At 62.2% G+C, this 13,479-nt stretch carries 11 protein-coding genes; all 11 read left to right on the forward strand.

Annotation, left to right across the window (positions count from 1 at the left end; all coding sequences use genetic code 11):
• Window positions 1–103 precede the first annotated feature (103 nt).
• The 11 genes from hutC (at window position 104) to hutG (ending at window position 13,426) form a co-directional block, all read left to right on the forward strand.
• On the forward strand, window positions 104–814 hold the full coding sequence (hutC, locus tag LOY31_RS01835) for a histidine utilization repressor (protein ID WP_170844914.1): 711 nt from the start codon (window positions 104–106) through the stop codon (window positions 812–814).
• On the forward strand, window positions 811–1,380 hold the full coding sequence (locus tag LOY31_RS01840; RefSeq protein ID WP_221533639.1) for a HutD family protein: 570 nt from the start codon (window positions 811–813) through the stop codon (window positions 1,378–1,380). Before hutC ends, LOY31_RS01840 begins: the two co-directional genes overlap by 4 nt.
• Window positions 1,381–1,800: 420 nt before the next feature.
• Entirely contained in the window at window positions 1,801–3,483 is a 1,683-nt protein-coding gene (gene hutU / locus LOY31_RS01845) for a urocanate hydratase (RefSeq protein WP_221533640.1), read from the forward strand.
• Between the two features lie 163 nt (window positions 3,484–3,646).
• On the forward strand, window positions 3,647–5,119 hold the full coding sequence (locus tag LOY31_RS01850) for a cytosine permease (protein WP_221533641.1): 1,473 nt from the start codon (window positions 3,647–3,649) through the stop codon (window positions 5,117–5,119).
• Window positions 5,120–5,189: 70 nt separating this feature from the next.
• Window positions 5,190–6,158, forward strand: coding sequence for an ABC transporter substrate-binding protein (locus LOY31_RS01855; RefSeq protein ID WP_007952476.1), 969 nt, complete (start codon window positions 5,190–5,192; stop codon window positions 6,156–6,158).
• Between the two features lie 84 nt (window positions 6,159–6,242).
• The gene (locus tag LOY31_RS01860) at window positions 6,243–7,094 is read left to right on the forward strand and encodes a proline/glycine betaine ABC transporter permease (protein ID WP_007952475.1); all 852 of its coding nucleotides are present in this window, start codon (window positions 6,243–6,245) and stop codon (window positions 7,092–7,094) included.
• Window positions 7,091–7,921 carry a glycine betaine/L-proline ABC transporter ATP-binding protein gene (locus LOY31_RS01865; RefSeq protein ID WP_052266509.1) on the forward strand — a complete coding sequence of 277 codons (831 nt, stop codon included), beginning with the start codon at window positions 7,091–7,093 and terminating at the stop codon, window positions 7,919–7,921. Before LOY31_RS01860 ends, LOY31_RS01865 begins: the two co-directional genes overlap by 4 nt.
• A 166-nt stretch (window positions 7,922–8,087) precedes the next feature.
• Window positions 8,088–9,611, forward strand: coding sequence for a histidine ammonia-lyase (gene hutH, locus LOY31_RS01870; protein WP_258712755.1), 1,524 nt, complete (start codon window positions 8,088–8,090; stop codon window positions 9,609–9,611).
• 117 nt (window positions 9,612–9,728) lie between these two features.
• A complete protein-coding gene (gene hutH, locus LOY31_RS01875; RefSeq protein WP_007952448.1) occupies window positions 9,729–11,261 on the forward strand; it encodes a histidine ammonia-lyase in 1,533 nt (510 codons plus the stop codon).
• A 145-nt stretch (window positions 11,262–11,406) separates the two neighbouring features.
• Window positions 11,407–12,612, forward strand: a complete 1,206-nt coding sequence (gene hutI, locus LOY31_RS01880) for an imidazolonepropionase (protein WP_085608392.1) — start codon at window positions 11,407–11,409, stop codon at window positions 12,610–12,612.
• 10 nt (window positions 12,613–12,622) lie between these two features.
• Window positions 12,623–13,426, forward strand: coding sequence for an N-formylglutamate deformylase (gene hutG, locus LOY31_RS01885; RefSeq protein WP_258712756.1), 804 nt, complete (start codon window positions 12,623–12,625; stop codon window positions 13,424–13,426).
• Window positions 13,427–13,479: the final 53 nt, after the last annotated feature.

Consider the following 13,479-nt stretch of genomic DNA (forward strand, 5'->3'; position numbering starts at 1 on the left):
ACGTTTGCCTGCCCGGTAAACTCCGGCAAGCTAGCAACTTTCATCCAATGAACAGGGATCCACCGTGCCGACTCCGCCTCCAGTCTCCCCGTTGGCCGCGAACATGGGCGACAGTCCGGCGCCCTTGTACGCCCGCGTCAAACAGATGATCACCCAGCAGATCGACAGCGGTAACTGGCCGCCGCATTACCGCGTGCCGTCGGAAAGCGAGCTGGTCAGCCAGTTGGGCTTCAGCCGCATGACCATCAACCGCGCGCTGCGGGAAATGACCGCCGACGGTCTGCTGGTACGCATGCAAGGCGTCGGCACTTTCGTTGCTGAACCGAAGAGCCAGTCCGCGCTGTTCGAAGTGCACAACATCGCCGACGAAATCGCCTCCCGTGGCCATCGCCACACCTGTCAGGTAATCACCCTGGAAGAAGAGGCCGCCGGTTCCGAGCGCGCGCTGGCGCTGGACATGCGCGAAGGTCAGAAGGTCTTTCACTCGCTGATCGTGCATTACGAAAACGACATTCCGGTGCAGATCGAAGACCGCTTCGTCAACGCGCTGGTCGCCCCGGAATACCTCAAGCAGGACTTCACCCTGCAGACGCCTTACGCCTATCTGAACCAGGTCGCCCCGTTGACCGAAGGCGAGCACGTGGTCGAAGCGATCCTCGCCGAAGCGTCCGAATGCAAATTGCTGCAGATCGAAAAAGGCGAGCCTTGCCTGTTGATCCGCCGGCGTACGTGGTCGGGTCGTCAGCCGGTGACGGCGGCGCGCCTGATTCACCCCGGTTCCCGTCATCGTCTGGAAGGTCGGTTTCATAAATGAAAGAGTTAAAGGTATTACGCGCCGAAGGCTACCCGCGCATGCCGTGGAAAAACGGCGGCGGCAGCACCGAGGAAATCACCCGTGACACCGGCGCCGGCCTCGACGGTTTTGGCTGGCGCCTGTCGATTGCCGACATTGCCGAATCCGGCGGCTTTTCGACCTTCGCCGGTTACCAGCGGGTCATCACGGTATTGCAGGGCGACGGCATGACCCTGTGTGTCGACGGCGACGATACCCGGCCGTTGTTACCCCTCGACCCGTTTGCCTTCAGCGGCGAAAGCCAGGTGTCCTGCACCTTGCTCGGCGGCGCAATCCGCGACTTCAACCTGATCTACTCGCCCCAGCGTTACAGCGCACGCCTGCAATGGCTGGACGGCGAACAGCGGTTTTTCAGTTCGGCAAGCACCGTGCTGGTCTTCAGCGTCAGCGAATTGCTGGAGGTCACGGTCGGTGACAGTGCGTCGCAACTCGGCCGTCATGACTGCCTGCAACTGGGCGGTAACACCGGTTTGACCGAGATCGCCGTCAATGCCGGCTGCTGCGTGATCGAACTGTCCCCACGCTGATTCCTTCACACGCTCTGCGTGGGAACGATCAAAAACCGCTGCTTTGAAAGCAGCGGTTTTTTTTCGTCCCGACGTTCCCGAAATGCGCACCAACTTGTTACCGAACGCCCCAGCGTGGCGCAAAACCACGCTTTCGTAACAACCGCTCGCTGCCCTCAATCCACCCCGCGAAAAATTTCATGAACGCCAGAGCCCTTGATTCAGGCGTTCTCCAGCCCTGTCCGGGATTTTTGTTGAACGACCCTCCAACAAGTTGGCCGCTCGATTGCATATGCTTGTATGTACAAGTAAAGACGTATGCGTATGAGTCGATCGAGACTCTCCGCAGCGTCCACTGATTCGCTTGTCGCGCACTGATGCGCACAGGCTGCTTGCCCACTGCCAGGGTTGGTTTGAATTGATCGCTGAGGAGTCTTTTTCGTGACTGACAACAAAACCACTAAGTTTCGTGACGTCGAAATCCGTGCCGCCCGCGGCAACAAGCTGACCGCCAAGAGCTGGCTGACCGAAGCGCCGCTGCGCATGCTGATGAACAACCTCGACCCGGAAGTCGCCGAGAACCCGAAAGAGCTGGTGGTTTACGGTGGCATCGGTCGCGCTGCGCGTAACTGGGAATGCTACGACAAGATCGTCGAGAGCCTGACCAACCTCAACGAAGACGAAACCCTGCTGGTGCAATCGGGCAAGCCGGTCGGCGTGTTCAAGACCCACAGCAACGCCCCGCGCGTACTGATCGCCAACTCCAACCTGGTGCCACACTGGGCGACCTGGGAACACTTCAACGAACTCGACGCCAAAGGCCTGGCCATGTACGGCCAGATGACCGCCGGCAGCTGGATCTACATCGGCAGCCAGGGCATCGTCCAGGGCACCTACGAAACCTTCGTTGAAGCCGGTCGCCAGCACTATAACGACAACCTCACCGGCAAGTGGGTACTGACCGCCGGCCTCGGCGGCATGGGCGGCGCCCAGCCACTGGCCGCGACCCTCGCCGGTGCCTGCTCGCTGAACATCGAATGCCAGCAGGTCAGCATCGATTTCCGCCTGAAAAGCCGTTATGTCGATGAGCAAGCCACTGACCTCGACGACGCCCTGGCCCGCATCGCCAAATACACCAAAGAAGGCAAGGCGATCTCCATCGCGCTGCTGGGTAACGCGGCTGAAATCCTCCCGGAACTGGTCCGTCGCGGCGTGCGCCCGGACATGGTCACCGACCAGACCAGCGCCCACGACCCGCTCAACGGTTACCTGCCGGCCGGCTGGACCTGGGACGAATACCGCGCTCGCGCCAAGACCGAGCCAGCCGCTGTGGTCAAGGCCGCCAAGCAATCGATGGCCGTTCACGTCAAAGCCATGCTCGACTTCCAGAAAATGGGCGTGCCGACCTTCGACTACGGCAACAACATCCGTCAGATGGCTCAGGAAGAAGGCGTCGAAAACGCATTCGATTTCCCGGGCTTCGTACCGGCCTACATCCGTCCGCTGTTCTGCCGTGGCATCGGCCCGTTCCGCTGGGCTGCGCTGTCCGGTGATCCGCAGGACATCTACAAGACCGACGCCAAAGTCAAAGAACTGATCCCGGACGACGCCCACCTGCACAACTGGCTGGACATGGCGCGCGAGCGCATCAGCTTCCAGGGTCTGCCGGCGCGTATCTGCTGGGTCGGCCTGGGCCTGCGCGCCAAGCTCGGTCTGGCGTTCAACGAAATGGTCCGCAGCGGCGAGCTGTCGGCTCCGATCGTGATCGGTCGCGACCACCTCGACTCCGGCTCGGTCTCCAGCCCGAACCGTGAAACCGAATCGATGCAGGATGGCTCCGATGCAGTCTCCGACTGGCCGCTGCTCAATGCTCTGTTGAACACCGCGAGCGGTGCGACCTGGGTGTCCCTGCACCACGGCGGCGGCGTCGGCATGGGCTTCTCCCAGCACTCGGGCATGGTGATTGTCTGCGACGGTACTGACGAAGCGGCCGAGCGTATCGCTCGCGTCCTGCACAACGACCCGGGCACCGGCGTCATGCGTCACGCCGATGCCGGTTACCAGATCGCCATCGACTGCGCCAAGGAACAAGGGCTGAACCTGCCGATGATCACCGGCAAATAAAAGGCTTTGGCTTTATGTGGGAGCGAGCTTGCTCGCGAAGAGGCCGGCACATTCAGTATCTGTGCTGACTGACAAATCGCTTTCGCGATCAAGCTCGCTCCCACAGAAAAGCGGTCCTACAGAAGCTTAGTGAACAATTAAAACAATCCACAGAGGTTGAATCATGGCGGGCAACACCGATCGTGCAGGCAGTAAACCGTTGATCGAAAGGCGTTCGATCGACTACATCCCGGAAGCGGAAAGACACGGTCGTCTGTTCAGTCAGTTCACCCTGTGGATGGGTGCCAACCTGCAAATCACCGCGATTGTCACCGGGGCCCTGGCCGTGGTGCTGGGCGGCGATGTGTTCTGGTCGTTGATCGGTCTGCTGATCGGTCAACTGCTGGGCGGCGGGGTGATGGCGCTGCACGCGGCGCAAGGGCCGAAGCTTGGCCTGCCGCAGATGATTTCCAGCCGGGTGCAGTTCGGCGTCTACGGCGCGGCGATTCCGATCGTGCTGGTGTGCCTGATGTACCTGGGCTTCACCGCCACCGGGACCGTGTTGTCCGGTCAGGCGCTGGGCCAGTTGTTCGGGGTCAGCGACACCGTTGGCATCCTGCTTTTCGCCAGCGTCATCGTCGTGGTCACGGTACTTGGCTATCGGGTGATTCACTGGATCGGCCGCATCGCCAGTGTCATTGGCGTGATTGCTTTCGTGTACCTGTTCAGCCGTCTGATGAGTCAGGTGGACGTCGGTGCACTTCTGGAAATCCGTCACTTCAGCTGGAGCAGTTTCCTGCTGGCGGTGTCGCTCGCGGCCTCCTGGCAGATCGCTTTCGGCCCGTACGTGGCGGACTACTCGCGTTACCTGCCGAGCAAGGTGTCTTCGGTGAAAACCTTCTTCGCCGCCGGTGCCGGTTCGGTGATTGGCGCACAGGTCGCGATGATCCTCGGTGTGTTCGCGGCCGCTTCGGCCAACGGGCAATTCGCCGGTCATGAAGTCGCTTACATCGTCGGTCTGGGCGGGACCGGTGCCACCGCCGCGCTGCTGTATTTCAGCATCGCGTTCGGCAAGGTCACCATCTCCACCCTGAACTCCTACGGCAGCTTCATGTGCATCGCGACCATCATCAGCGGCTTCCGTGGCAACTTGCAGGTTTCGCGCATGCAGCGTCTGGTGTTCGTACTGGTGATCGTCGGCGCGGCGACCCTGATCGCGCTGCTTGGCCAGCACTCGTTCCTCGGTGCGTTCAAGTCCTTCATCCTGTTCCTGCTGGCGTTCTTCACGCCGTGGAGCGCGATCAACCTGGTGGACTACTACTGCATCACCCGCGAGCGCTATGACGTACCGGCGCTGGCGGATCCGAACGGTCGCTACGGCCGCTGGAACCTCCTCGGTATCAGCGTTTATGTGTTCGGGGTGCTGGTGCAACTGCCGTTCATTTCCACCAAGTTCTATACCGGTCCATTGGTAGCGGCCCTGGGGGATGTGGATATTTCCTGGATCATCGGTCTCGTGCTGCCCGCAGCGCTGTACTACGTCTGCGCGAAAAAATGGCACGGCACCGTACCCGATCGACTGATTCTGCCCGTCGAGCAGGACAGCGTTGTACAACCTAAAACAAGCGGGGCCGGTCGCGCTGCGGCGCAGGCCTGATTTGGACGTGGACAGGGCTGGATGCCTCTTGACTGCCGTAAGCCAATTCATGATTAGGAGCGTCACAACAATGAAATCGAACAAGACCCTGCTGACCACATTGCTTTCCATGGGCCTGCTGGCCAGCGCCGGCGCGACCCAGGCAGCCGGCTGGTGCGAGTCCGGCAAACCGGTGAAATTCGCCGGCCTGAACTGGGAAAGCGGCATGCTGCTGACCGACGTTCTGCAGGTGGTGCTGGAGAAAGGTTACGACTGCAAGACCGACAGCCTGCCGGGCAACTCCATCACCATGGAAAACGCCCTGAGCAGCAACGACATCCAGATATTCGCCGAAGAATGGGTCGGCCGCAGCGAGGTCTGGAACAAGGCCGAGAAGGCCGGCAAGGTCGTCGGTGTCGGGGCGCCGGTGGTGGGTGCGATCGAAGGCTGGTACGTGCCGCGCTACGTGATCGAAGGCGACGCCAAGCGCAAGCTGGAAGCCAAGGCGCCTGACCTGAAAAACATCGCCGACCTGGGCAAATACGCCGCCGTCTTCAAGGACGCCGAAGAGCCTTCCAAGGGCCGCTTCTACAACTGCCCGGCCGGCTGGACCTGCGAGCTGGACAACAGCGAAATGCTGAAAAGCTACGGCCTGGAAAACAGCTACACCAACTTCCGTCCGGGCACAGGTCCAGCGCTGGATGCGGCCGTGCTGTCGAGCTACAAGCGTGGCGAGCCGATCCTGTTCTACTACTGGTCGCCAACCCCGCTGATGGGCCAGATCGACGCGGTGAAACTGGAAGAAAAAGCGGGCGTCGACAAGACCGTGACCATCAAGGTCGGTCTGTCCAAAACCTTCCACGAGCAAGCGCCGGAACTGGTGGCCGTGCTGGAAAAGGTCAACCTGCCGATCGACCTGCTGAACCAGAACCTGGGCCGCATGGCGAAGGAACGTATCGAGTCGCCAAAACTGGCGAAAATCTTCCTCAAGGAACATCCTGAGGTCTGGCATGCGTGGGTGAGTGAAGACGCTGCCAAGAAAATCGACGCGGCGCTGTAGGTCGAATTCCTCCCGGCCAACCGAGAGGCTGGCCGGGGTGTTCGCCGCAATCGCTTGATTGAGTTTCCTGATTGAGAGCCGCTTATGTTTCCCGAAAGCTTTACCTTTTCCATCGCCGACTGGGTCAACGGTTGGGTCGATGCACTGGTCACCAACTACGGCGATGTGTTCCGCCATATCTCCGACACCCTGCTGTGGGCCATCGTCAATCTTGAAGGCTTGCTGCGCGCCGCACCGTGGTGGTTGATGCTGGCCATCGTTGGCGTCGTGGCCTGGCACGCCACGCGCAAGGTCGTGACCACCGCGGTGATCGTCGGTCTGTTGTTCCTGGTCGGCGCTGTCGGTCTGTGGGACAAGTTGATGCAGACCCTCGCGCTGATGATGGTGGCGACGGTCATTTCGGTGCTGATCGGCGTACCGCTGGGGATTCTCTCGGCGCGCAGCAATCGCCTGCGTTCGGTGCTGATGCCGCTGCTCGACATCATGCAGACCATGCCGAGCTTCGTGTACCTGATTCCGGTGCTGATGCTGTTCGGCCTGGGCAAGGTGCCGGCGATTTTCGCCACCGTGATCTACGCCGCACCGCCGCTGATCCGCCTGACCGATCTGGGCATCCGCCAGGTCGACGGCGAAGTGATGGAAGCCATCAACGCCTTCGGCGCCAACCGCTGGCAGCAACTGTTCGGCGTGCAACTGCCGCTGGCCCTGCCGAGCATCATGGCCGGGATCAACCAGACCACCATGATGGCCCTGTCGATGGTGGTGATCGCCTCGATGATCGGCGCCCGTGGCCTGGGTGAAGATGTGCTGGTGGGCATTCAGACCCTCAACGTCGGACGCGGTCTTGAAGCCGGTCTGGCGATCGTGATTCTCGCAGTGGTCATCGACCGCATTACCCAGGCGTATGGTCGGCCACGGCATGAGGTGAGCAAATGAGCAACGCAACCGTGAGCAAGATCGAAGTCAAAAACGTCTTCAAGATTTTCGGCAACCGCGCCAAGGACGCCCTGGCGATGGTCGGCCAGGGCAAGACCAAGGATCAGGTGCTGAACGAAACCGGTTGCGTGGTCGGGGTCAATGACTTGTCCCTGAGCATCGGTACCGGCGAGATCTTCGTGATCATGGGCCTGTCCGGCTCCGGCAAGTCGACCCTGGTGCGCCACTTCAACCGCCTGATCGACCCGACCAGTGGCGCAATCCTGGTGGACGGTGTGGACATCCTGCAATACGACATGGAAGCCCTGCGCGAATTTCGCCGGCACAAGATCAGCATGGTGTTCCAGAGCTTCGGCCTGCTGCCGCACAAGACCGTGCTCGACAACGTCGCCTATGGCCTGAAAGTACGCGGCGAGAGCAAGCAGCTGTGCGCCGAACGCGCGCTGCACTGGATCAACACCGTGGGCCTCAAGGGCTACGAAAACAAATACCCGCACCAGCTCTCCGGCGGCATGCGCCAGCGTGTGGGCCTGGCCCGCGCCCTGGCGGCGGACACCGACATCATCCTGATGGACGAAGCGTTCAGTGCGCTGGATCCGCTGATCCGTGCCGAGATGCAGGACCAGTTGCTGGAGCTGCAAAAGACCCTGCACAAGACCATCGTCTTCATCACCCACGACCTCGACGAGGCCGTGCGCATCGGCAACCGCATCGCGATCCTCAAGGACGGCCGCCTGATCCAGGTCGGCACGCCGAAAGAGATCCTGCATTCGCCGGCGGACGAGTATGTCGACCGCTTCGTGCAGCGGCGGGCGGCGGTGGTTTAAAGGTTTACGGCAGGCTCGTTCCCACGCTCTGCGTGGGAATGCATCCCGTGACGCTCCGCGTCACCATTGCGCAGGACTCCAGTCTTGCGTTGAGAGCGGGACGCGGAGCGTCCCAAGCGGCATTCCCACGCAGAGCATGGGAACGATCAAGTCCAAGAGGTTTTAGATGTCCCAGGCTGAAAAAATCGTTATCGCCGACGCTCCGATGCGTTGGCAGGATGTGGTCGCAGTCGCCCGTCACGGCGCGCAGCTCGAGCTGTCGGCGCAGACCTGGGCGCGCATTGAAAACGCGCAGGGCATCGTCCAGCGCATCGTCGCCAGCGGCGAACGCGCCTATGGCGTGAACACCGGTCTCGGTGCGCTGTGCAACGTTTCGCTGAAAGACGAGCAGCTCAGTCAGCTGTCGCGCAACACCTTGCTCAGCCATGCCTGCGGCGTCGGCCCGGTACTGGCCGACGAGCAGACCCGGGCAATCATGTGCGCTGCGATCCGCAACTACAGCCACGGCAAATCCGGCATTCATCGCCGAGTGGTCGAAGCGCTGCTGGCGCTGCTCAATCGCGGCATCACCCCGCAAGTGCCGTCGCAGGGCTCGGTGGGTTACCTGACCCACATGGCGCACATCGGCATCGCGCTGCTGGGCGTGGGCAATGTCAGCTATCGCGGGCAAGTGGTGTCCGCGCAGCAGGCGCTGGCCGAAGAGGGTCTGCAACCGGTTCAGCTCGGGGCGAAGGACGGCCTGTGCCTGGTCAACGGTACGCCGTGCATGACCGGCCTCGGTTGCCTGGCGATTGCCGACGCCACGCGTCTGGTGCAATGGGCCGACGTGATCGGCGCAATGAGCTTTGAAGCCCAGCGCGGCCAGATCGCCGCGTTCGATGCCGAGATCATCGCGCTCAAGCCGCATCCGGGCATGCAGCAGGTGGGCGTCAATCTGCGCGCCTTGCTCGATGGCAGCGAAGTGATCGCCGCCAGCAAAGGCATTCGCACGCAGGATGCCTTGAGCATCCGCTCGATCCCGCAGGTGCACGGTGCTGCGCGCGATCAACTGGAACACGCGATCAAGCAGATCGAAACCGAACTTAACGGCTGCACCGACAACCCGTTGCTGCTGGGCACGCCGGATGACTTCCGGGTGATGTCCCAGGCCAACCCGCACGGTCAATCGGTGGCGCTGGCGGCGGATTTGCTGGCGATTGCAATGGCCGAAATCGGCTCGATTGCCGAGCGGCGTCTGGACCGTTTGATCAACCCGCACGTCAGCGGTCTGCCGGCGTTTCTGGTGGCCAATCCGGGGGTGAACTCCGGGATGATGATCGTGCAATACGTCGCCGCTTCGCTGTGCGCGGAAAACCGCCAGTTGGCGCAGCCGGCGGTACTCGACAACTACGTCACCTCGGGCTTGCAGGAAGACCATCTGAGCATGGGCACCAACGCCGCGCTGAAGCTGCACCGCGCGCTGGAAAACTGCACGCAGATCCTCGCCATCGAGTACCTGCTGGCGGCCCAGGCGTTTGAATTCCTCAAGGAGCAGCGCTTCGGCGCGGGCACCGATACCGCCTGGCGACTGCTGCGCGAGAAGGTCCCGGCCTACGATCAGGACCGCTGGCTGGCGCCGGATATCGCCGCAACTGCAAGCGTTCTGAAAGACACGGATCTGATACACAACGCATTACCGAATTTGCACTGACAACTACCCATACCAGCGTGCCAAGGCGCGGATCGTCCAAAAGACGAGAGGCGACGGATAACGGAATGCTCCGGAGCGACTGGTAGTTAATAACAATGCCTCAAAAGGAGCATTTAAATGACTGCGCTGAACCTGATCCCCGGCCAACTGAGCCTGGCCCAACTGCGTGACGTTTATCAGAACCCGGTCAAGCTGACCCTCGACAACAGCGCCAGCGCGCAGATCGAAGCCAGCGTGGCCTGCGTCGAGCAGATCCTCGCGGAAAACCGCACCGCCTACGGCATCAATACCGGTTTCGGCCTGCTGGCCTCGACCCGCATCGCCAGCGAAGACCTGGAAAACCTCCAGCGCTCGCTGGTGCTGTCCCACGCCGCGGGTGTCGGCCAGCCGATCAGCGATGAGCTGGTGCGCCTGATCATGGTGCTCAAGGTCAACAGCCTCAGCCGTGGTTTCTCCGGGATCCGTCGGGTGGTGATCGATGCGCTGATCGCCCTGATCAACGCCGAGGTCTATCCGCACATTCCATTGAAAGGATCGGTCGGTGCCTCCGGTGACCTCGCGCCTTTGGCGCACATGTCGCTGGTGCTGTTGGGCGAGGGCAAGGCGCGCTACAAGGGCGAGTGGATGGAAGCGACCGAAGCGCTGAAAGTCGCCGGTCTGACCCCGCTGACCCTGGCGGCGAAAGAAGGTCTGGCGCTGCTCAACGGTACTCAGGTTTCCACCGCATTCGCGTTGCGTGGTCTGTTCGAAGGTGAAGACCTGTTCGCCGGCGCACTGGCGCTGGGCGGTCTGACGGTGGAAGCGGTGCTCGGTTCGCGCTCGCCGTTCGACGCACGCATCCACGCTGCTCGTGGCCAGAAAGGCCAGATCGACGCCGCTGCCGCTTACCGCGATCTGCTGGGCGAGCGCAGCGAAGTCTCCGACTCGCACCAGAACTGCGAAAAGGTTCAGGACCCGTACTCGCTGCGTTGTCAGCCGCAAGTCATGGGCGCGTGCCTGACCCAGTTCCGCCAGGCCGCCGAAGTGCTGGCTGTCGAAGCCAACGCCGTATCCGACAACCCGCTGGTGTTCGCGGCCGAAGGCGACGTGATCTCCGGCGGCAACTTCCACGCCGAACCAGTGGCCATGGCCGCTGACAACATGGCCCTGGCCATTGCCGAAATCGGCTCCCTCAGCGAGCGCCGTATCTCGCTGATGATGGACAAACACATGTCGCAACTGCCGCCGTTCCTGGTGGCCAATGGCGGCGTGAACTCCGGCTTCATGATCGCCCAGGTGACCGCTGCGGCCCTGGCCAGCGAAAACAAGGCGCTGTCCCATCCGCATTCGGTGGACAGCCTGCCGACCTCCGCCAACCAGGAAGACCACGTGTCGATGGCCCCGGCCGCCGGCAAGCGCCTGTGGGAAATGGCCGAGAACACGCGCGGCATTCTCGCGGTGGAATGGTTGGCGGCGGTGCAGGGCCTGGACCTGCGCAACGGCCTGAAGACTTCGACCAAACTGGAACAGGCCCGAGGGATTCTGCGTCGCGAAGTGCCGTTCTACGAGAAAGACCGCTTCTTCGCGCCGGACATCAATGCGGCGACCGAGTTGCTGGCTTCGCGGGTTCTGACTGAGCTGGTTCCGGCGAAACTGCTGCCGAGCCTTTAACCCCACCACTGATCGTTCCCACGTCGAGGCGTCGAACCGTCCGCGTGGGAATGCAGCCCGTGACGCTCCGCGTCACTGGACGCGGAGCGTCCCTTGAGGCATTCCCACGCAGAGCGTGGGAACGATCACAAGACGAGGACTTGGGATGAAAACCCTCTGGCAACACTGCCACGTCGCAACCATGGCGCAAGGCGTCTACTCGATCATCGAGGATGCGGCCATCGTGACGTCCGGTGCACTCATCGAGTGGATCGGCCCGCGCAGCCAATTGCCGTCAGGCGAATACCCGGCGGTCAATGACCTGCAAGGCGCGTGGGTCACCCCCGGCCTGATCGACTGCCACACCCACACCGTGTTCGGCGGCAACCGCAGCGGCGAATTCGAGAAGCGCCTGCAAGGCGTCAGCTACGCCGAGATCGCAGCAGCCGGTGGCGGCATCGCCAGCACCGTGCGCGCCACCCGTGAAGCCTCGGAAGACGAGCTGTTCGCCAGCGCCGCCAAACGCCTGAAAAGCCTGATGCGTGACGGCGTGACCACGGTCGAAATGAAATCCGGCTACGGCCTCGATCTGGCCAGCGAGCGCAAGATTTTGCGGGTCATCCGTCGCCTCGCCGCCGAGCTGCCGATCAGCGTGCGCAGCACCTGCCTGGCCGCTCACGCCTTGCCGCCGGAATACAAGGACCGCGCCGACGATTACATCGATCACATCTGCGCCGAGATGCTTCCCGCGCTGGCCGCCGAAGGCCTGGTGGATGCGGTGGATGCGTTCTGCGAATACCTGGCGTTCTCCCCGGAACAAGTCGAGCGGGTGTTCATCGCCGCGCAAAAACTCGGGCTGCCGGTGAAGCTGCACGCCGAACAATTGTCGTCATTGCACGGTTCCAGCCTCGCCGCGCGTTACCACGCGTTGTCCGCCGATCACCTGGAGTTCATGGATGAAGCCGACGCCATCGCCATGGCCGAGTCCGACACCGTCGCGGTGCTGTTGCCGGGCGCGTTCTACTTCCTGCGCGAAACCCAGTTGCCGCCGATGGAAGCCCTGCGCAAACACAAAGTGAAAATCGCCATCGCCAGCGACCTCAACCCCGGCACCTCGCCGGCGCTGTCGTTGCGTTTGATGCTGAACATGGCCTGCACCTGTTTCCGCATGACCCCGGAAGAAGCCTTGGCCGGCGCCACGATTCACGCGGCGCAAGCTTTGGGCATGGCTCATACCCACGGCTCACTGGAAGCCGGAAAGGTCGCGGATTTTGTCGCCTGGCAGATCGATCGCCCGGCGGACCTGGCGTACTGGCTGGGTGGTGAACTGGACAAACGCGTCGTGCGTCACGGCGTTGAATCAAGTCTGTAGGAGAGCGGTTGTGGATAAGGTTCTGAACTTCAAACAAGGTCGCGTGCCGCTGCTGATCAGCATGCCCCACGCCGGTGTGCGCCTGACCCCGGCGGTCGAGGCCGGGTTGATCGCGGACGCGAAAAGCCTGCCGGACACCGACTGGCACATTCCGCAGCTCTACGATTTCGCCGCCGAACTGGGCGCCAGCACGCTGGCGGCCGAATACTCGCGATTCGTCATCGACCTGAACCGGCCGTCCGACGACAAACCGCTCTACGCCGGCGCCACCACCGGTCTGTACCCGGCGACGCTGTTCGATGGCATTCCGTTGTTCAAGGAAGGCAAGGAGCCGTCGAAAGAAGAGCGTGCGACGTACCTGGAGCAGATCTGGACGCCGTACCACCGCACCCTGCAGGAAGAGCTGGCGCGGCTGAAGGCCGAGTTCGGTTACGCGCTGCTGTTCGATGCGCATTCGATCCGTTCGATCATCCCGCACCTGTTCGACGGCAAGCTGCCGGACTTCAACCTCGGCACCTTCAACGGCGCCAGCTGCGATCCACAACTGGCCACGCAACTGGAAGCGATCTGTGCACGCCACGACGCTTACAGCCATGTGCTGAACGGACGCTTCAAGGGCGGCCACATTACCCGTCACTACGGCAACCCGGCCGAGAACATCCACGCCGTGCAACTGGAGCTGGGCCAGTGCACGTATATGGAAGAGTTCGAACCGTTCCGCTACCGCGCCGATCTGGCGGAGCCGACGCGGGGGGTGTTGAAGGAGCTGCTGCAAGGGCTGCTCGCCTGGGGCAAAAACCACTACAGCGCCTAACCCTTCTGATCGTTCCCACGTCGAGGCGTCGAACCGTCCGCGTGGGAATGCCT

The organism is Pseudomonas sp. B21-021 (assembly GCF_024749205.1).
GTDB classification, from domain to species: domain Bacteria; phylum Pseudomonadota; class Gammaproteobacteria; order Pseudomonadales; family Pseudomonadaceae; genus Aquipseudomonas; species Aquipseudomonas paraglycinae.